Genomic DNA, 19,580 nt, shown 5'->3' on the forward strand with positions numbered 1-19,580 from the left:
GCGTGGAGTGACGCCTCAGCCCTGACGCGCGCCCGCTGCTCGTCCGAGCGCGCTCAGATGCCCTGCCAGGCCGGCTTGTTCGCGAACGTGTAGCGGTAGTAGTCCGCCTGCGCGAGACGCGATGCGGCGGCCTCGTCGACGACGACGGTCGCGTGCGGGTGCAGCTGGATCGCCGAGCCCGGCAGCGACGCCGTGAGCGGGCCCTCGACCGCGGCGGCCACGGCCTCGGCCTTGCCCTCACCGAACGCGAGCAGCACGAGGTGGCGTGCCTTCAGGATCGTGCCGAGTCCCTGCGTGATGCAGTGCATCGGAACGTCGTCGATCGAGTCGAAGAAGCGCGCGTTGTCCTCGCGGGTCTGTGCCGTGAGCGTCTTCACCCGGGTCTGCGAGGCGAACGACGAGCCGGGCTCGTTGAAGCCGATGTGACCGTCGGTTCCGATCCCGAGGATCTGCAGGTCGACGCCTCCCGCGGCGGCGATCGCGGCCTCGTAGTCGTCGCCGGCGTGCTGGATCGTCTCCATCGCGCCGTTGGGAACGTGGATGCGGCGGGGGTCGAGGCCGAGCGGCTCGACGACCTCGCGCGTGATGACCGAGCGGTAGCTCTCGGGGTGCTGCGGGTCGATGCCCACGTACTCGTCGAGCGCGAAGCCGCGCACCTGCGAGAGGTCGCGACCGGCGAGCTGCACGCGCAGCGCCTCGTACACGGGGAGCGGGGTCGACCCGGTCGCGAGACCCAGCACGGCGTCCGCGCGTGCGTCGAGCAGCTCGACGATCTCGGTGGCGACCAGGGAGCCGGCGGCTTCCTTGCTCTCGACGATGACGACCTCAGCCATGGAAGACGATCTCCTTCTCGGGGACGGCGGCGCCGACGAGTGCGGCACCGAAGGCGGCAGCGGGTGACCCCGCGGGAAGCATCTCGATGCGCTCATCGAGGTGGAGCGATCGCATGAACGGCGACGTCTCGGCATCCGCCTGCAGGGCCGAGCGGATGCCGTCCTCCAGGCGTGGGCCGAGAGCGGTGAGTCCGCCGCCGATGATGACGGTGTCGACATCCGCGGAGAGCACGAGCACGCGCACGGCGGCCGCTCCCCCGTGGTGCAGATCGGCGCGGAGGCGGATCGCGTCGGCGTCGCCGGCGTCGGCCGCCTCGATGATGTCCTTGACCGGGAGCGCGCCGGGCCTGCCCCAGGCCTTGGCGAGTGCGCCGCCGCCGCAGAGGGTCTCGATGCAGCCGCGCTGCCCGCACCCGCACACGCGTCCGCGGGGGTCGACGGAGATGTGCCCCACTTCCCCGGCCGTGCCCCGGGAGCCGCGGTGGATGCGGCCGTCGATCACGATGCCGGCGGCGACACCCGTGCCGAGGTTGAGATAGGCCATGGATCCGGTCGCTCCGCGCAGCACGGCGGCGCCGAGCGCTGCGGCTTTGACGTCGTTCTCGACGCGGAAGGGGATGCCGAGCTCGGCCTGGGCGCGGGCGGCGAGGTCGAGCGACTCGACGCCGAGGTTGACCGCGTGCAGGACCCGCCCGCTCTCGACGTCGACGAGCCCGGGGATGCCGATGCCCACCGAGCCGATGTCGGCCATCGCGATCGCGTTCTCCGCGGCCAGCGCGCGCACGGCGAGCACGATGCTCTCGACCACGGCGTCATCGCCCCACCCGGTGGGGCGCCGCAGGCGTCCGATGATCTCGCCCGACGGCGAGACCGCGACGGCATCGATCTTGGTGCCGCCGACGTCGAGTCCGACGCGCACGGCGCCGCCCGCGGACTCGCCGGCGCCTCGACGAGTCGCGAGCTCCGGGATGCCGGGGCTCGGGGTCGTACGGGTCACGAGACTCCCAGCTGGCCCGAGAGCACCATCACCGCGGCTCCGCGGAGGACGATGTCGTCCTGCACGGTGAGGCGGATGAGAGCGTCCTCGAACACGCCTTCCAGCGTGCGGGCGTGCAGGGTCTCGACGGCCGCGTCGATGAGGATGCCGTCGAGCAGGTCGGCGGGACCCGAGAGCACGACCTCCGAGAGGTCGAGGGCGGCGACGATCGGGGCGATGGCGATCGCCATGCGGGTGCCGGCGTCGCGGAGGATCTCGTCGCGGGCCGACGGGTCGGCGGCGACGGCCTCGCTCAGGCGCGTCTCGCTCAGCCATGCCTCCAGGCATCCGTCCTTCCCGCAGGCGCAGCGCGGCCCCCCGTCGGTGCCGACCGTGACGTGACCGATCTCACCGGCGGCGAAGCGGCTGCCGAGCAGCGGCTGGCTGCCGGTGATGAGACCGGCGCCGACACCGCGGCCGATCTTGATGAGCATGAAGTCTGCCTTCGCCTCGCCGAAGGTGTACTCGGCCAGCACGGCGGCGTTGGCGTCGTTGCGGGCGAGCACAGGGAGGTCGAGGTCGGCGCCGAGCTTGGCCTCGAGGGGGAAGCTCGTCCAGCCCAGGTTCGGCGAGCTCAGCACGATGCCGTCGGGGCGCACGACACCGGGGGTGCCGATGCCGACGCCGAGCAGCGGGCGCGTCGAGGCGGCGACCAGCGAACGTGCGAGCTCGAGCGTGGCGGCGTAGGCCGCGTCGCCGTCGGCGGACTCGGGCCGGGGCACCTCGCGGCGCTCGAGCACGTCGCCGTCGAGGCTGAGCACGGCTCCGATGAACGCGTGCGGCCCCGAGAGGTCGAGTCCGAGGATCTGGTGACCGACGCGGTCGATGTCGATGAGGATCGGCGGCTTGCCGGGACCGGCGGTCTCGCGCACGCCCATCTCGATGACGATCCCGTCGGCGATGAACTCGGCCACGAGGTCGGAGATGGTGACCCGCGTGAGGCCCGTTTCGCGCGAGAGGTCCGCTCGGCTCATCGCGCCGGCGTGGTACAGCGTCTGCAGCACGAGGGCGCGATTGTGCCCGCGCGCGTGCTCGGGGAGGACCTTCGACCGCGAGCGCAGGTGGCGGCCGGGTCCGAAGGCGTGCGTATTCGCATCGACGTACTCCGACGACGATGCGGGGCGCTGTTCATCCGACACGGACATGTTTGTTAGTAGACCTTACGAACATAATTTACGCAACCCCGCTCGCCGAGCGAGTCCGCGAGGTTACCGAAACGTTACTTCTGTGTGACGGCCTCGTCGGGAGCCGTTTCCGCCCCCGTGACGAGGCGTGCGACGAGGCCCGCGACGATCTGCTCGCGGGCCTCGATCGTCATCGGTTTGCCCGGCACGCCGGGTCGCCGTTGCACCGGCGAGGGACCGTCAGGGGAACGGTACCGCACCCCGGCGGCCGCGAGGCGCCGCAGGTGCGTGGGGAGCCGGCGCGCGAAGTCGTCGAACGGCGCGGGATCCCCACCCTCCCAGAGCCGCTCGGCGATCGCCGCGAGGCGCGGGAACATCGCGAAGTCCACACGGTCGCGCGTGGGCAGGTGCTCTGTCCAGACGTTCGCCTGCCCGCCGACCGCGCCCTCCTCGATCCGCAGCGTGTAGCTGCGCTCGATGGTCAGCGGCGGCCCGACGCGGATGGGCTCCTCGACCGAATCCGCCTGCGCGTAGTCGAGGTACACCTCGAGGTCGGGACAGGCGATGACCGGGATGCCGCGGCGCACCGCTTCGCGCGTCGCCACGGGGCCGCGCCAGGCGAGGATGCGCACTCCCTCGGGAACATCGCCCTCGAGCACCTCGTCCCAGGCGAGCGCGGTGCGACCGCGGCTGCGCACGTGAGCGGCGAAGTGCGCGGTGAACCAGGGCTGCACGTCGTGCGGGTCGGCGAGACCGAGCTCGGCCATGCGCGCCTGCGCCGCCGGGCTCTCCGCCCATTCGGTGACCGGCACCTCGTCGCCGCCGATGCCGATCCACTCCGCGTCGAACACGTCGCAGAGCGCATCGATGGCCGCCCGCCCGAAGGCGAGCGACGCTTCGGTCGGCGCGAGCGTGCGCGGGTTCACGCCGAAGCGCTGCCAGGGGCCGGTGATCGGCTCGCCCACGTCGACATTGCCGAGTTCGGGGTAGGCCGCGAGAGCCGCCTGGATGTGACCGGGCAGCTCGACCTCCGGCACCAGCGTGACGAAGCGCTCCGCCGCGTAGGCGACGAGTTCGCGCAGCTCGGCCTGCGTGTAGAAGCCCTCGTGCACGCCCGGCTCCACGGTCGCGAGCGGGCCATGGCCGCGCTGCGTGGCCTCGCGCCGTGCGCCGATCCCGGTCAGACGGGGATATCCCGGCACCTCGAAGCGCCAGCCCTGGTCATCGGTGAGGTGCAGGTGGAGCACGGTGAGGTGGTGATCGGCGAGGAGGTCGATGAGGCGGCGTACGTCGTCGGCCGGACGGAAGTGCCGGGCGACGTCGAGCATCGCCCCGCGCCAGCCGTACGCCGGCGAGCCCTGCCAGACGCCGGCCGGGATCACGGCGTCCGCCTCCGCCTCCGCATCGGGATCGCGCAGCTGACGCAGCACGGTCGCGCCGCGGAAGACGCCGGCCGGTGTCGCGCCGACGATCTCGATCCCCCCGGCATCGACCGACAGGCGGAAGGCCTCGGCGCCGATGCGCCCCTCGGAATCGGGAGCCTCGGCCAGCGCGGCATCGACGCGGAGTCGGATGGCGGGAACCGCCTCACCCCGGTCCTCCGCCCGTTCGCCGCCGCCGAGCCGGCGGATCGCGGCGACCAGGTCGTCCGCTCCGACGACCGGCGTGCGCGTGGACCACCGGAACCCCGGCGCGTTCTCGTCGATGCGCGCGGCGATCCGGGGCACGGTCGCGCGGTGGGGCGCCGGCGGCATGCGCAGCGCCCGACCGGGGGTGGCGCCCGTGACCGCGCCGTCCGCCACGACCGGCACTCCCCCGACCAGCACCTCGACCACGCCCACGGGCGGGTGGAGAGGAGACTCGAACGTGGCCCCCGCGGCGATCGTCCGTGCGTCGAAGAGGACGAGGTCGGCGGTCGCCCGCTCGCGGATCACGCCTCGGGGCGCATCGCCGCGGTCGAGGCCGAGGCGCTGCGCGGGTGTACCCGACAGATGCCGCACGCCCTCCTCGAGCGTGAGGATGCCGAGCTCGCGCACGTAGTGACCCAGATAGCGGGCGAAGGTGCCGCGTCCCCGCGGGTGAGGTCGCGCACCGATCAGGATGCCGTCGCTCCCCGCCGTGTGCCGCGGATGGCGCATGATCGCCTGCACGTTGGCCTCGTCGCCGATGTGCATGAGGATGCCCGTCGCTCCGGCATCCGCGATGATCGTGTCGAGCACCACGTCGACCGCGCGACGACCCTCGGTCGCGGCGATCTCGGCGATGGTGCGTCCCACGAGGTCGCCCAGCTCCGGGTTGGCGGTGCCGGAGATCTGGATCTGCGTCCAGTCCGCCCGCTCCCCGTGGAACCCGTCGCAGCCGATCTCCTCGAGCTCGACCCGCACGCGCTCGCGTCCGGCGTCGTCGAGGTCTGCGAGCGTGCGCAGCAGCGAGCCGGTCTCGGAGAGCCGACTCGGAAGGAGCGCAGCGAGCGTCGTCGCCCCCGGCAGGTAGGGATAGGTGTCGAGCGTCGCATCCACGCCGTCGGCGATCGCCTGATCGATGAGTTCGAGAAGGTCGCCTGCGCGCCCGCGGTTCGGGGCGAAGTTCATGGTCGCGTGCGTGAGGTGGATCGGGCACCCGGTGCGCCGGCCGATGTCGAGCGCCTCACGATAGGCATCGAGCGCGGATCCGCCGTAGCTGCGCGTGTGCGGGGCCCAGTATCCGCCGCGTTCGGCCACGACCCGGCACAGCGCCTCGAGCTCGTCGGTGTCGGCGTACATCCCCGGCGTGTAGGTGAGACCGCTCGACATGCCGAAGGCGCCCGCGTCGAGGCAGTCGGCGAGCAGCGCGCACATCCGAGCGATCTCGTCGCTCGTCGCCGGACGGTTCTCGTGACCCACCACGATCATCCGCAGGTTGCCCTGCGGCACCAGCATCGCGGCATTCGCGACGGACGCCTGATCGATCGCGTCGAGCAGATCGGCGACGGTTCGCCACGGCGCGGTGGTCGGCCCGTTCCAGCCGGCGATCTGCGCGGCGATCACGGGTGCGGTCGCGTCGTCGAGCGGCGCGTAGCCGAGTCCGTCCTGGCCGATGACCTCGGTGGTGACCCCCTGCAGGATCTTCGCGTCGTGCGCGGCGCCGGCGAGCACCGCGAGGTCGCTGTGGGCGTGCATGTCGATGAACCCCGGTGCGAGCACGAGTCCGCGGGCGTCGACCTCGATCGCCCCCTCGGGCAGCACGAGGGTCGGCGACTCCGCGCCCTCCCGCACCACCGCGACCACGCGCGCGCCCTCGACCGCGACGTCGGCGACGAAGCGATCCGCACCCGTGCCGTCGACCAGGGTCGCCCCACGGTACACGCGCACTCGACCCTGCGCGGCCTTGTCGGCGCTGAGCACCAGGGCCTCTCCGGGGGCTCCGTCCACGGCATCCGCAATTTGTTGAGGCATCTAACAAGGCTACTAGGCTGGCCTCATGACTGCGAAGACCCGTATCTCCACCGACGCCGCCCCCGCTCCCGCCCACACCTTCTCGCAGGGCGTGCGCAAGGGCCCCTTCGTCCAGGTCTCCGGCCAGGGCCCGGTCGACGCCGTGACCAACGAGTACCTCTACCCCGGTGACGTCGCGGCGCAGACGACCCGCACGCTCGAGAACGTCAAGGCGATCGTCGAGGCCTCCGGCGCGACGTTCGATGACGTCGTCATGCTGCGCGTGTACCTCACCAAGCGCGAGGACTTCCCGATCATGAACGACGCCTACGGCGCATTCGTCGAAGCGCACACCACGAGCGGTGTGCTGCCCTCGCGCACCACGGTCTTCACGGGCCTGCCGCGCGAGGAGATGCTCGTCGAGATCGACGGCATCGCGATCGTCGACTGATTCTCACGGGGAGGCCACGGGCGACCGTTGCCTCCCCGTTATATGCTCTCCGGTACTCTTGTCAAAGACGGCACGTTAGATAACCGGGGGGTGAAGTTCGTGACGGATGTGATCTCGACTCACGAGGCTGCGACAGAAGCGCTCGACGGAGCGCCGACCGCGGCGGAGTCCGAGCCGCCCACGGGCGAGCAGCCCCTCGCGTGGGCTCCGAACGAACCGGCCCCCAAGAAGCGCCGCCTGGGCCTCTGGATCGGCCTCGGCCTCGGCGTCGTGGCCATCGGCGCCGGTGCGGCCTCGATGATCCTCATCGCCCCCGGCACCACGGTCGCCGGCATCAACGTCGGGTGGATGACGCCCGGAGCGGCGAACGACGCGATCGAGTCGCACCTCGCCGACACGCAGATCACTCTCACCGGAGCAGGCGACGGCACGGTGCTCACCGGCAGCGATCTGGGCATCGCCCTCGACGGCGAAGCGCTCAGCAACCAGGCCTTCGCCGAGCGTCCGATGTGGAACCTCGGCGCCTGGATGGGCGAGCCGATCGCCGGAGACATCACGCTCGACGCTGCGACGGCCACCAGCGCCCTGCGCGACGCCGTGCCCTCCAGCTTCGTCGACCCCACCGATGCGGGCGTCACCTTCGACGCCGCCAGCGGAACATACGTCACGACCCCCGCCGAGGCCGGCACCGCGATCGACGTCGACGCCCTCACAGCCGCGATCATCGACACCGTCGCCGCCGGCGGCTCGAACGTCGAGTTCTCGGGCGACCCGACCGAGGCCGCGGCCGCCGTCACCGACGACGACGCCGCGACCACCGCCGCCTCGCTGAACACCCTGCTCGGCACCGCCGGGTTCTACGTGGGCGAGGAGCGCACCGTGCCGCTCACGGCCGACGTCGTCGCCTCGTGGCTCACCGTCACCGACGAGGGCGGCCAGCTGGCCGTCTCGGCCGACGCCGCGGAGATCCAGAAGACCGTCGACCTGCTGCCCGGGATCGTCGACCGCGCACCCGTGAACGCGAGCAACATCGTCGACTCGGCCGGCAATGTGCTCCGCGCCGAGACCGAGGGCGTCACCGGCCGCACGATCGGCGAGACGACCGGCATCGCCGACGACGTCGCCGCAAAGGTCGAGGCGGGCGACGGAGTGTTCCCGCTCGCGGTCTCCGAGGTGCCGTTCGAGTCGGTGAACCTCTACCGCCACATCGACATCAACCTCAGCACGCAGCGCGCCACGCTCTACGAGAACGACCAGGTCGTCAACAGTTGGCTGGTGTCGACGGGCCTCCCCGGCACGCCCACGCCGACGGGCGAGTTCAAGGTCTTCGCGCACACCCGCATGCAGGACATGGGCTGCTACGAGGGCGCCCCGTACTGCACCGAGGACGTCCCGTGGATCACCTGGTTCACGACCAACATCGGGTTCCACGGCACCTACTGGCACAACAACTACGGCAACCGGATGAGCCACGGCTGCGTCAACCTGCCGATCGACCTCGCGAAGTACGTCTACGACTGGTCGCCGGTCGGCCTCGAGGTCTCGGTCCACAACTGACCCACGCGGTCCACGGCTGATCCGGGATCACTCCCGACCACGAGCGGATACGACGAAGGGGCGGATGCCGAAGCATCCGCCCCTTCGTCGTCTCTGCGATCAGTTCAGCGCGTCGATGATCCCGTTCAGGGTGGCCGACGGACGCATGACCGCCGCCACGAGCGCGTCGTCGGGGCGGTAGTACCCCGCGATCTCGACGGGCGAACCCTGCACCGCGTTGAGCTCGGCGACGATGGTCTGCTCGTTCTCGGTCAGTGCCGCGGCGATGGGCGCGAAGGCCGCCGCGAGGTCGGCATCCTTCGTCTGCTTCGCCAGCTCCTGCGCCCAGTACAGGCCGAGGTAGAAGTGGCTGCCGCGGTTGTCGATCGTGCCGAGCGCGCGACCCGGGGAACGGTCCTCCTCGAGGAAGGTTCCGGTCGCGGCGTCGAGGGTCTCGGCGAGCACGCGGGCCTTCTCGTTGCCCGTGCGGTCGGCGAAGTGCTCGAGCGAGGCCGCCAGCGCGAAGAACTCGCCGAGCGAGTCCCAGCGCAGGTAGTTCTGCTCGACGAGCTGCTGCACGTGCTTGGGCGCGGAGCCACCGGCACCCGTCTCGAACAGCCCACCACCGGCCAGCAGCGGAACGATCGAGAGCATCTTCGCGCTCGTGCCCACTTCGAGGATCGGGAACAGGTCGGTGAGGTAGTCGCGCAGCACGTTGCCCGTCACCGAGATGGTGTCGAGTCCGTGACGCATGCGCGCGAGCGTGTAGCGCGTGGCCTCCTCGGGGGCGAGGATCGTCAGCGTCAGGCCGTGCGTGTCGAGCAGCGCGAGACCCTGGTGCACCTTGGCGATGATCTGGGCGTCGTGCGAGCGGTTCGCATCGAGCCAGAAGACCGCCGGGTCGCCGGTCGCGCGAGCGCGGGTGACCGCGAGCTTGACCCAGTCCATGACCGCGATGTGCTTGGTCTGCGTCGCGCGCCAGATGTCTCCGGCCTCGACCTCGTGCTCGATGAGCGCGTTGCCCTCGCCGTCGAGGATCTGCACGACACCGGCCGCGGGGATCTCGAAGGTCTTGTCGTGGCTGCCGTACTCCTCGGCCGCCTGCGCCATGAGACCGACGTTCGGCACGGTGCCGATCGTGGCGGGGTCGAGCGGGCCGTTCGCGATCACGTCGTCGATGACGGCCTGGTACACGCCGGCGTACGACGAGTCGGGGATGACCGCGAGGGTGTCGTCCTCGCCGCCGTCCTGTCCCCACAGCTTGCCGCCGTTGCGCACGAGGGCGGGCATCGAGGCGTCGACGATCACGTCGCTGGGCACGTGCAGGTTGGTGATCCCCTTGTCAGAGTTCACGTACGACAGGCGCGGACCCTCGGCGATGGCCTTGTCGAAGGCCGCGGCGATCGCGGTTCCGTCGGCGACATCGGCGAGACCGGACAGGATCGAGCCGAGACCGTCGTTCGGACGCAGACCCGCCTCGGCGAGCTGCGTGCCGTAGGTCGCGAACACGTCGGCGAAGAAGGCCTTCACGACGTGGCCGAAGATGATCGGGTCGCTGACCTTCATCATCGTGGCCTTGAGGTGCACCGAGTAGAGCACGTCATCGGCCTTGGCCTGGGCGAGGGTCTCGGCGAGGAAGGCGTCGAGAGCCGCGGCCGAGAGGAAGGTCGCGTCGATGATCTCGCGCGGTAGGACCTTGAGGCCCTCCTTGAGGACGGTGACGGTGCCGTCGGCGGCCGTGTGGCGGATGCTCAGCACGTCGTCGGACGCCGCGACCCACGACTTCTCGTTGGACTTGAAGTCGTCGTGGCCCATCGTCGCGACGCGGGTCTTCGACCCCTCCGCGAAGGCCTTGTTGCGGTGCGGGTGCTTCTTGGCGTAGTTCTTCACCGCGAGGGGCGCGCGGCGGTCGCTGTTGCCCTCGCGCAGCACCGGGTTCACGGCGGAGCCCTTGATGCGGTCGTAGCGCGCGCGCACGTCCTTCTCGTCGAGCGAGGTCGGGTCGTCGGGGAAGTCCGGGATGTCGTATCCCGCCTTCTGCAGCTCGGCGATCGCGGCCTTGAGCTGCGGGATGGATGCCGAGATGTTCGGCAGCTTGATGATGTTCGCCTCGGGCAGCGTGGCGAGGCCGCCGAGCTCGGCGAGCGCGTCGCCCACCTGCTGCTCGGGCGTGAGCCTCTGCGGGAAGGCCGCGAGGATGCGGCCGGCGAGCGAGATGTCCCTGGTCTCGACCTCGATGCCCGCCTGACCGGTGTAGGCCGTGATGATCGGCAGGAGCGAGGCGGTGGCGAGCGCCGGTGCCTCGTCGGTGTAGGTGTAGATGATGGCGTCGTCAGTCACCGGATGATCTCCGTTCACAAGGGCGATTTGTCTCGATACCAAGATACCCGCAACGCTGTGGGAGAAATCTCGACCCGATCGAGTGTGCGCGTGCGCGCGAGGGGTTAGCCTGGGGTCATGTCCGAACTGCGCATGGTCGAACTCTCCGCTGCGACGATCGTCGCCGTGAACAACATGTCGCTCAAGCCCGGGCAGGAGCAGTTCCTCGCTCCGGTCTCGTACGGGATCGCGGCGACCGTCATCAACCCGGCCACGTCGTGGCAGCGGGTCGTCCTCGACGGCGATGCCGTCGTGGGCTTCGTGAGCGCCAACTTCGATCCCGAGGCCCCGGAGGATCACTTCCGCTCGGTGCTGTGGCGCATCAACGTCGACGCCGACGACCAGGGTCGCGGCGTCGGCCGGTTCGCCGTCGAGAAGTTGCTTGAGGAAGCCCGCTCCCGCGGTCTCGACCATGTCGATGTGATCTACGAGGCCGGAGACGACGGCCCCGAGGCGTTCTTCCTGCGCGTGGGCTTCACGCCCGTCGGCGAGACGGAGTACGGCGAGGTCATCGCCTCGATCCGCATCGCGTCCTGAAGCCGGCGGCGGGGTCTCGAATCCCCTCCCCCATCGAGACCCCGTCGCCTTCGGCCGGGGCGTCGGGCGACCGTGCCCGCGCGCGTCTCCCCCGGCGTGACAGAAATATGTTGCGCTCGACCACAAACCGTGTCTATCATCGCTGAAGAAGCCTGAGCGAAGCGCTTCGACAATCTCATCCAGAGCGACGATGGAGTCACGATGACGACGATCCACGAGGTGGCCGCTGCCGCCGGTGTCTCGATCAGCACCGTGTCGTACGCGCTCAGCGGCAAGCGCCCCGTGTCGGAGAAGACCCGCCGCCGCATCGAGGACGCGGCGCAGACGCTCGGGTACCAGCCCGATGCCGGCGCCCGGATGCTCGCGGGCCGCCGCACCCACATCTTCGCGCTCACCGAGCCGCTGCGCGCCGACACGCACGCCCCCACGCACATGGCGTTCGTGCTGGCCACCGCCGTCGCCGCGCGCCGCCGCGGCTACGACATCCTCCTCCTCACCGACGAGCAGACCTCCGATGGGATGAACCGCGTCGCCGCGTCGAACCTCGTCGATGCGATCCTCGTGCTCGATGTGGCGCCCGACGACGAGCGCGTCGACATCGCCCGCTCGGTGCGCACGCCGACGATCTTCATCGGGCTCCCCGACGATCAGTGCGACCTCACCTGCGTCGACCTCGACTTCGAGGCCGCCGGCCACCTCGCGATCGATCGACTCGCCGACGCCGGCCACACCGCGGTGCACCTCCTCGGCCAGACCGAGGTCTCGTACCGCAAGTCGAACTTCCCCCGCCGACTCCTCCGCGGAGTCGAGGAGCGCGCTGCCGACCGCGGCGTCGTCCTGACCTGGACCGCGACCGGAGCCGCTGCCACCGACCCCGCTCTCGTGCGCCGATCGGCCGAAGCGGCTCTCGATGACGGCATCCGTGCGTTCGTCATGCACGCCGTCGGCGACGTGCACGACGTGCTCCTCGAGGTGCTGGACGAACGCGGCCTCGCGCTCGGCGTCGACGCCTCGGTCATCTCGGCCGCGGCATCCTTCGATACCTCCGTACTCGCAGCGCCGATCGACACCATCCCGCTCGTGCCGCAGCAGTCGTGCGAGCTCGCGGTCGACATCGCCGTGCGCCACCTCGACGAGACGAACGTGCCGCCCGAGATCCACCTCATCGCGCCCGAGTACCACGGCGCGGGTTCCGTCCGACCACCCCGGGACTGACCTCCCCCTCACACCTCCCTTCCGTATCGCCGAGATCGAAACGCTTCGACGATCACGCGATCGCCACAACTGAACACCCCACCGATGCAGTGTTCGGCCCCCCGGGGCCACCGAGAAAGGAGTGCCGACGATGGCACGCACGACACGCAGGACGAAGACGCTCACCGCCCTGGCGGCTCTCACCGCGACCGGTATCGCGCTGAGCGGCTGCACCGCCGGATCGTCCGACGACGGCGGAGACGGCCAGACCCTCAAGCTCTGGCACTACGAGGGCGCCGACAGCGCCATGGGCAAGGCCTGGGATGAAGCGATCAAGATCTTCGAAGAGGAGACCGGCGCGACGGTCGAGTTCGAGGAGAAGTCGTTCGAGCAGATCCAGAAGACCGCGAGCCAGGTGCTCGACACCGACGCAGCCCCCGACCTGATGGAATTCAACAAGGGCAACGCGACGGCGGGCTTCCTGGCCTCGACCGGCCTCATCACCGACATCTCCGACGCCGTCGAGGAGTACGGCTGGGACGAGAAGCTCGCCCCGTCGCTGCAGACCACGGCCAAGTACTCCGAAGACGGCGTGATGGGCGGCGACACCTGGTTCGGCGTGCCGAACTACGGCGAGTTCGTCGGCGTCTACTACAACCAGGATGCCTTCGCCGCGGCGGGACTCGAGATCCCCACCACCTACGAGGAGTTCGTCGACGTGCTCGACGCCTTCGTGGCACAGGGCATCACCCCGCTGGCCGAGGCCGGCGCCGAGTACCCGCTCGGCCAGCTCTGGTACCAGCTCGCCCTGCTCGAGGGCGACCGCAGCTTCGTCGACGCCTACCAGCTCTACGACGGAGAGGTCGACTGGCAGGGTCCGGAGATCACCTCCGCGACCGAGACCCTGAAGGAGTACGTCGACAAGGGCTACATCGCCTCCGACGTCTCCTCCGTCAAGGCCGAGGACGCCGGTGTCTCGTTCATCAACGGCACCTCGCCGATCTTCGTGTCGGGCTCGTGGTGGTTCGGCCGCTTCGTCGCCGAGGCCACCGGCTTCGAGTGGACGATGAACGCCTTCCCGGGCGCCGATCTCTCGCTCGGCTCCTCGGGCAACCTCTGGGTCGTTCCCGAGAACGCCGCCAACAAGGAGCTCGCGTACGAGTTCATCGACATCACGATGCGCCCCGAGATCCAAGCGATCATCGGCAACAACGGCGGCCTCCCCGTCGCCGCCGACACCGCCGACATCACCGACGAGAAGAGCGCCGCGCTCATCGAGACGTTCAACGGCGTGCTCGACGCCGACGGCCTGTCGTTCTACCCGGACTGGCCCGCACCCGGCTTCTACGACGTGATCGTGCAGGAGCTGCAGGGTCTGGTCACCGGCGTGCAGGATGCCGAGACCACGAACGCGAACCTCGGCGAGCAGTACGACGAGGGCACCGCCGAATTCCGTTGATCCGCCCGCGGGGGCGGCGCCCGACCGGCGCCGCCCCCGCACCCTCCTGGAGATGAACATGTCACTCGCCACCCGCGAGGGCCGCCGCACCAAGCTGCCGCCCGAAGAACCGTCGATCCCGCAGCGCAGCGGTGGGACCGGGGCCTACTGGATGTACCTGCTCCCCGGCTTCGTGCTGCTGCTCGTGGTCGTCATCGTCCCGCTGATCTGGAACGTGTACCTCACCTTCACGAAGTGGAAGGGCGTACGCACGCCGGAGTTCATCGGTCTCGAGAACTGGCAGAAGATCCTCACCGACAGCGACTTCTGGACCTCCTTCACCAACTCGGTGTGGATGATCCTCGCGATGGTCGTCGTGCCCACGATCATCGGCCTCATGGTCGCCGCCCTCCTGTTCGACGTCGTCGGACGCAAGTTCGGCGGCAAGGTCGGCAGCTTCCTGCGGGCCACCTACTACCTCCCCCAGATCCTTCCGATCGCCGTCGCCGGCATCGTGATCGGCTGGATCGTGCGCCCCGGCGGCGACGGCGCGCTCAACCAGATCCTCGCCTGGTTCGGCATCCCCGCCTACGACTGGCTCGGCCAGATGCCCTCCGCGCTCATCGTGCTGATGGTCGTGATGGTCTGGGTGCAGCTCGGCTACCCCGTCGTGGTGTTCATGGCCGCGCTCCAGCGCGTCGACCCCGAGCTCTACGAGGCGGCCGAACTCGACGGCGCGAATTGGTTCCAGCGCTTCTCGGCGATCACGATGAGCATCATCCGCCCCGAGATCTTCGTCGTCACCCTCACCTGCACCATCGCGGCGCTCAAGGTGTTCGGCCCGGTGTACATCATCACCCGCGGCGGACCGGCGGGGTCCACCCTCGTCCCGGCGTACTACGCCTACCAGGAGTTCTTCACCAAGCGGAACGTGGGCTACGGCGCCACGATCGCGACCGTGCTCACGATCGTCGTGGTCATCGTGTCGATCATCTTCATCCGCGTCCAGAACTCGCTCGAGCGCAAGGAAAGGGCGGGTCTGTGATGCACGCCACCACCGCCATCGTCACCGGCAAGAAGGCCGCGAGCCGTCCGCGCGGCGGCATGACCAAGAAGCGTCCCGTCGACTGGCTCCTGCTGGCGCTCGTCATCGTCGGCGCGCTGCTCGTGATCGCGCCGTTCTACCTCGTGCTCGTGAACTCCTTCAAGTCGCCGCTCGACTACGCGACCTCCGGCCCCCTCGCCTTCCCCGAGACCCTCGACTTCGGTGGGATCATCAAGTTCTGGGAGCGCGTGAACTTCCCCGAGAAGGTCTGGAACTCGATCTTCATCGCCGGCATCGTCTCGGTGCTCGCGGTCGTGATCTCGATGCTCAACGCCTTCGCGATCGGGATCGGACGCGTGCGCGGACGCTCCTGGATCGTGCTGCTCTTCCTGCTCGCGAACCTGCTGCCGCAGGAGGCGCTGCTGTACCCGCTGTACTACATGTTCAAATCGGTCGGACTGTACGACAACGTCTGGTCGGTCATCATCGTGTTCACGGTGATCCAGGCCGCGTTCGGCACGTACCTGCTGTCGTCGGTGTACGGCACCTTCCCCAAGGAGATCCTCGAGGCCGCCTCGCTCGACGGCGCGACCCGCTGGCAGATCCTGTGGCGCGTCGTCTTCCCGATCAGCCGCCCGACGCTGTCGGTTCTACTCATCTTCTTCTTCATCTGGACGTGGAACGAGTTCCTCATCCCGCTGACGTTCCTCGCGTCGAACGCCAACCAGACCGTCCCGGTCGCGATCAGCGTGCTGCAGGGCGACCGCCTCATGGACGTCACCACCACGAGCGCCTCGGCCCTGCTGGGCATCATCCCGACGCTCATCTTCTTCCTCATCTTCCAGCGCACCCTCACCCGGGGCATCACGGCAGGAGCAGTCAAGTAATGAAGTTCACCGACGGGTTCTGGCAGCTGCGCCCCGGCGTCACCGCGCTGTACGCGCAGGAGGCGTACGACATCGCCGAGACCACCGAGACCCCCGACGGCCCAGGTCTCGTCATCACCGCTCCGACGATGGTGATCTCCAAGCGCGGCGACACCCTCAACCGGCCCGTGCTCACGACCACCCTCTCCTCCCCCGCCGAGGGCGTGATCCGGGTGCGGATCGCCCACCACACCGGCCGGCGGTGGCACGGCGGCTTCGCCCTCCCCGGTGCCGGTGGTGCCACGGCATCCGTGTCGGTGTCGGACGCCGGCGGCGTCCTCGACGCGGGCTCCCTCGTGGCGACGGTCACCCCCGGTGCCCCGTGGGACCTGTCGTTCGCGGTCGACGGACGCCGGGTCACCGGCAGCGGGCACAAGGCGCAGGGATACGTCCAGCTCGCCGAGGGCGCCCAGGTCGACCCGGGGATCGTGAGCAACGCGCGTCAGGGCGGCGGGATGCCGGCGGCATCCGTCTTCGTGCACGAGCAGCTCGACCTCGGCGTCGGCGAGCAGATCTACGGACTCGGCGAGCGCTTCGGTCCGCTGGTCAAGAACGGCCAGACGGTCGACGTGTGGAACGCCGACGGCGGCACCTCGAGCGAGCAGGCGTACAAGAACGTGCCGTTCCACCTCTCGAGCAGGGGCTACGGCGTACTCGTCAACGACCCGGGACACGTGTCGTACGAGATCGGCTCGGAGGCGGTCGAGCGCGTGCAGTTCTCGGTGTCGGGCGAACAGCTGGAGTACTTCGTGATCGCGGGGCCCACCCCCAAGGACGTGCTCGGGCGCTACACCGCCCTCACCGGTCGCCCGCCCGTGGTGCCGGCCTGGTCGTACGGACTGTGGCTGTCGACGAGCTTCACGACCGACTACGACGAGCAGACCGTCAACTCCTTCCTCGACGAGATGGCGGCCCGCGAACTGCCCGTGTCGGTCTTCCATTTCGACTGCTTCTGGATGCGCGAGTTCAACTGGTGCGACTTCGAGTGGGACCCGCGGGTGTTCCCGGACCCCGAAGGCATGCTCGGCCGCCTGCACGACAAGGACCTGCGCGTCTGCGTGTGGATCAACCCCTACATCGCCCAGCGCTCCCCCCTGTTCCGCGAGGCGGCCGACCAGGGGTTCCTGGTGAAGCGCGCCGACGGCTCGGTGTGGCAGTGGGACCTCTGGCAGGCGGGCATGGGGCTCGTCGACTTCACGAACCCCGAGGCGACGGCCTGGTACCAGTCGAAACTGCGCGCTCTCGTGGCGCAGGGCGTCGACTGCTTCAAGACCGACTTCGGCGAGCGCATCCCGACCGACGTGGTCTGGGCCGACGGCGCCGACCCCGAGCGCATGCACAACCTCTACACCGACCTCTACAACCGCGCCGTGTACGACGTGCTCACCGAGGCGCGCGGCGAGGGCGATGCCGTGCTCTTCGCCCGCTCGGCGACCGCGGGCGGGCAGAGCATGCCCGTGCACTGGGGCGGCGACTCGACGTCGACCTACACCTCGATGGCCGAGACCCTGCGCGGCGGCCTCTCGCTCGCCCTCTCGGGCTTCGCCTTCTGGAGCCACGACATCGGCGGGTTCGAGGGGATGCCGGATGCCGGCGTGTACAAGCGCTGGACCGCGTTCGGCCTCCTCGGCTCCCACTCGCGGTTCCACGGCTCGAGCTCGTATCGGGTGCCGTGGGCGTTCGACGACGAGGCTGTGGAGGTCACGCGTCGCTTCACGCACCTCAAGATGCGCCTCATGCCCTACCTGTACGCGCAGGGCCTCGACGCGGCCGCCACGGGTGTGCCGCTGATGCGGCCGATGGTGCTCGAGTTCCCCGACGACCCGGCGACGGCGTACCTCGACCGCCAGTACATGCTCGGCTCCGACCTGCTCGTGGCCCCCGTGTTCACCGAGGACGGCGAGGTCGAGTTCTACCTGCCGGCCGGTGAGTGGACCTCGCTGCTCACGGGCGAGACGGTGACCGGCGGCGGGTGGCGGCGCGAGCGGCACGGCTTCGATTCGCTCCCCCTGTACGTGCGCCCCGGAACCGTGCTCCCCTGGGGCGCCCGGGTCGATCGACCGGACTACGACTACCATGACGGATTGCAGCTGCGCGTCTTCGCGGGCGGCACCGGCACCGCGGCCGTCACCGTCACGAATCCCGACGGTCGCACCCAGACCTACACGGCCGACCTCGAGGAGATCACCGCATGACCACGCTGTTCACCCCCCGCGACGACTACCGAGGCTCGGGACTCGTCTTCCCCGCGGACTTCACGTTCGGGTCGGCGACCGCGTCGTACCAGATCGAGGGAGCCGCCACCGAGGACGGGCGCACCCCCTCGATCTGGGACACGTTCAGCAAGACCCCCGGCAAGGTGTGGAACGGCGACACGGGAGACGTGGCCTGCGACCACTACCACCGCACCGAGGAGGACCTCGACCTGATGGCCGACCTGGGGCTGCAGGCCTACCGGTTCTCGATCGCGTGGCCGCGCATCGTCCCCACGGTGTCCGGCGGGGTGAACCAGGCCGGCGTCGACTTCTACTCGCGCCTCGTCGACGGGCTGCTCGCCCGCGGCATCCGTCCCGTCGCCACGCTGTACCACTGGGATCTGCCGCAGTACCTCGAGGATGCCGGCGGCTGGACCTCGCGCTCCACGACCGACGCCTTCGAGCGGTACGCCGAGATCATGGGCACGGCCCTGGGCGACCGTGTGCACACGTGGACGACGCTCAACGAGCCGTGGTGCTCGGCCTACCTCGGCTACGGTCAGGGCGGGCATGCACCGGGGCGCCACGAACCGGCATCCGCCCTGTCGGCCGTGCACCACCTCAACCTCGCGCACGGGCGCGCGGTGCAGGCGCTGCAAGCGACCTCGACGGGCGACCCGGACTACTCGGTCACACTGAACTTCCACGTGCTGCGCGGTCAGGGCGACGGTGCCGCCGAGGCGATACGTCGCATCGACGCCCTCGCGAACCGCGCGTTCACCGGTCCGATGCTGCGCGGCGAGTACCCCGCCGATCTGCTCGACGACACATCCTCCGTCACCGACTGGTCGTTCGTGCAGGAGGGCGACCTCGCCACGATCCACCAGCCGATCGACGTGCTGGGAGTCAACTACTACTCGACCGCGACCGTGCGGCTCTGGGACGGCGTCTCGCCGAAGCAGCAGAACGACGGCCACAAGGGCACCGAGGGCGGCACCGCCTGGCCGGGCAGCGATCAACTCGTCGAGTTCGTCGAGCAGCCGGGCCCGTACACGGCGATGGGCTGGAACATCGCACCCGAGGGACTCGAGGAGCTGCTCGTGTCACTCTCTGAGCAGTTCCCGGAGCAGGCGCTCATGGTCACCGAGAACGGCGCCGCGTTCGACGACGAGGTCTCGGCCGACGGCACCGTTCCCGACCCGGAGCGCACCGACTACCTGCGTCGGCACTTCACCGCGGCGCACCGGGCTCTCGAGCGCGGCGTCGACCTGCGCGGATACTTCGTCTGGTCGTTGCTCGACAACTTCGAATGGGGCTACGGCTACGCCAAGCGGTTCGGCATCGTGCGGGTCGACTTCGACACGCTCGAGCGCACCGTGAAGGACTCCGGTCACTGGTACCGCGAGCTGGTGCGCAGCCGCACGATCGCTCCCTGAGCGAGCGCGGTGGGGTCCCGCTGATCCTGGCGGGATC

14 protein-coding genes are annotated in these 19,580 nt (G+C 69.8%); 9 read left to right on the top strand and 5 right to left on the bottom strand.

All coding sequences use genetic code 11. From position 1 onward, the window contains the following. Window positions 1–53: 53 nt before the first annotated feature. The 4 genes from WFJ97_RS05885 to WFJ97_RS05900 all read right to left on the bottom strand — a co-directional run bounded on the left by WFJ97_RS05885 (window position 54) and on the right by WFJ97_RS05900 (window position 6,427). The gene (locus WFJ97_RS05885; protein ID WP_336640796.1) at window positions 54–833 is read right to left on the bottom strand and encodes a glucosamine-6-phosphate deaminase; all 780 of its coding nucleotides are present in this window, start codon (window positions 831–833) and stop codon (window positions 54–56) included. Next, window positions 826–1,752, bottom strand: a complete 927-nt coding sequence (locus tag WFJ97_RS05890) for an ROK family protein (protein WP_247633993.1) — start codon at window positions 1,750–1,752, stop codon at window positions 826–828. Before WFJ97_RS05890 ends, WFJ97_RS05885 begins: the two co-directional genes overlap by 8 nt. Window positions 1,753–1,826: 74 nt before the next feature. After that, window positions 1,827–3,014 carry an ROK family transcriptional regulator gene (locus WFJ97_RS05895; protein WP_247623116.1) on the bottom strand — a complete coding sequence of 396 codons (1,188 nt, stop codon included), beginning with the start codon at window positions 3,012–3,014 and terminating at the stop codon, window positions 1,827–1,829. Between the two features lie 74 nt (window positions 3,015–3,088). Continuing rightward, complete coding sequence (locus WFJ97_RS05900; protein WP_336640797.1) at window positions 3,089–6,427, bottom strand: family 20 glycosylhydrolase; 3,339 nt, start codon at window positions 6,425–6,427, stop codon at window positions 3,089–3,091. Window positions 6,428–6,452: 25 nt separating this feature from the next. On the opposite strand from WFJ97_RS05900, the gene WFJ97_RS05905 reads away from it, so the two are divergent. Then, window positions 6,453–6,857, top strand: coding sequence for a RidA family protein (locus WFJ97_RS05905; RefSeq protein ID WP_336640798.1), 405 nt, complete (start codon window positions 6,453–6,455; stop codon window positions 6,855–6,857). 90 nt (window positions 6,858–6,947) lie between these two features. Then, window positions 6,948–8,414, top strand: coding sequence for a L,D-transpeptidase family protein (locus WFJ97_RS05910; protein ID WP_336640799.1), 1,467 nt, complete (start codon window positions 6,948–6,950; stop codon window positions 8,412–8,414). Between the two features lie 99 nt (window positions 8,415–8,513). Here WFJ97_RS05910 and WFJ97_RS05915 read toward each other — a convergent pair whose 3' ends face one another. Beyond that, entirely contained in the window at window positions 8,514–10,733 is a 2,220-nt protein-coding gene (locus WFJ97_RS05915; RefSeq protein ID WP_336640800.1) for an NADP-dependent isocitrate dehydrogenase, read from the bottom strand. A gap of 117 nt (window positions 10,734–10,850) precedes the next feature. Between WFJ97_RS05915 and WFJ97_RS05920 the strand changes: the two genes are divergently transcribed. The 7 genes from WFJ97_RS05920 to WFJ97_RS05950 all read left to right on the top strand — a co-directional run bounded on the left by WFJ97_RS05920 (window position 10,851) and on the right by WFJ97_RS05950 (window position 19,543). Then, window positions 10,851–11,309 carry a GNAT family N-acetyltransferase gene (locus WFJ97_RS05920; protein ID WP_247623121.1) on the top strand — a complete coding sequence of 153 codons (459 nt, stop codon included), beginning with the start codon at window positions 10,851–10,853 and terminating at the stop codon, window positions 11,307–11,309. 201 nt (window positions 11,310–11,510) lie between these two features. Further along, a complete protein-coding gene (locus WFJ97_RS05925; RefSeq protein ID WP_336640801.1) occupies window positions 11,511–12,524 on the top strand; it encodes a LacI family DNA-binding transcriptional regulator in 1,014 nt (337 codons plus the stop codon). 130 nt (window positions 12,525–12,654) lie between these two features. After that, window positions 12,655–13,962 carry an ABC transporter substrate-binding protein gene (locus WFJ97_RS05930; RefSeq protein ID WP_247623123.1) on the top strand — a complete coding sequence of 436 codons (1,308 nt, stop codon included), beginning with the start codon at window positions 12,655–12,657 and terminating at the stop codon, window positions 13,960–13,962. A 58-nt stretch (window positions 13,963–14,020) separates the two neighbouring features. Further along, a complete protein-coding gene (locus WFJ97_RS05935) occupies window positions 14,021–14,986 on the top strand; it encodes a carbohydrate ABC transporter permease (protein WP_247624718.1) in 966 nt (321 codons plus the stop codon). Further along, the gene (locus WFJ97_RS05940; protein WP_247623124.1) at window positions 14,986–15,873 is read left to right on the top strand and encodes a carbohydrate ABC transporter permease; all 888 of its coding nucleotides are present in this window, start codon (window positions 14,986–14,988) and stop codon (window positions 15,871–15,873) included. Before WFJ97_RS05935 ends, WFJ97_RS05940 begins: the two co-directional genes overlap by 1 nt. Beyond that, window positions 15,873–18,107 carry an alpha-xylosidase gene (yicI, locus tag WFJ97_RS05945; RefSeq protein WP_336640802.1) on the top strand — a complete coding sequence of 745 codons (2,235 nt, stop codon included), beginning with the start codon at window positions 15,873–15,875 and terminating at the stop codon, window positions 18,105–18,107. Before WFJ97_RS05940 ends, yicI begins: the two co-directional genes overlap by 1 nt. After that, the gene (locus tag WFJ97_RS05950) at window positions 18,104–19,543 is read left to right on the top strand and encodes a GH1 family beta-glucosidase (RefSeq protein ID WP_336640803.1); all 1,440 of its coding nucleotides are present in this window, start codon (window positions 18,104–18,106) and stop codon (window positions 19,541–19,543) included. The genes yicI and WFJ97_RS05950 overlap by 4 nt, the downstream gene beginning before the upstream one ends. Window positions 19,544–19,580: the final 37 nt, after the last annotated feature.

Source organism: Microbacterium sp. USHLN272, assembly GCF_037149655.1.
Taxonomy (GTDB): Bacteria; Actinomycetota; Actinomycetes; order Actinomycetales; family Microbacteriaceae; genus Microbacterium; species Microbacterium galbinum.

Excerpts from the sequence above, each read along its gene's own strand:
- WFJ97_RS05935 (WP_247624718.1), top strand. The coding sequence starts at position 14,021 with ATGTCACTCGCCACCCGCGAGGGCCGCCGCACCAAGCTGCCGCCCGAA.
- WFJ97_RS05900 (WP_336640797.1), bottom strand. The coding sequence starts at position 6,427 with ATGCCTCAACAAATTGCGGATGCCGTGGACGGAGCCCCCGGAGAGGCC.
- WFJ97_RS05925 (WP_336640801.1), top strand. The coding sequence starts at position 11,511 with ATGACGACGATCCACGAGGTGGCCGCTGCCGCCGGTGTCTCGATCAGC.
- yicI (WP_336640802.1), top strand. The coding sequence starts at position 15,873 with ATGAAGTTCACCGACGGGTTCTGGCAGCTGCGCCCCGGCGTCACCGCG.
- WFJ97_RS05940 (WP_247623124.1), top strand. The coding sequence starts at position 14,986 with ATGCACGCCACCACCGCCATCGTCACCGGCAAGAAGGCCGCGAGCCGT.
- WFJ97_RS05920 (WP_247623121.1), top strand. The coding sequence starts at position 10,851 with ATGTCCGAACTGCGCATGGTCGAACTCTCCGCTGCGACGATCGTCGCC.
- WFJ97_RS05905 (WP_336640798.1), top strand. The coding sequence starts at position 6,453 with ATGACTGCGAAGACCCGTATCTCCACCGACGCCGCCCCCGCTCCCGCC.
- WFJ97_RS05885 (WP_336640796.1), bottom strand. The coding sequence starts at position 833 with ATGGCTGAGGTCGTCATCGTCGAGAGCAAGGAAGCCGCCGGCTCCCTG.
- WFJ97_RS05930 (WP_247623123.1), top strand. The coding sequence starts at position 12,655 with ATGGCACGCACGACACGCAGGACGAAGACGCTCACCGCCCTGGCGGCT.
- WFJ97_RS05950 (WP_336640803.1), top strand. The coding sequence starts at position 18,104 with ATGACCACGCTGTTCACCCCCCGCGACGACTACCGAGGCTCGGGACTC.
- WFJ97_RS05895 (WP_247623116.1), bottom strand. The coding sequence starts at position 3,014 with ATGTCCGTGTCGGATGAACAGCGCCCCGCATCGTCGTCGGAGTACGTC.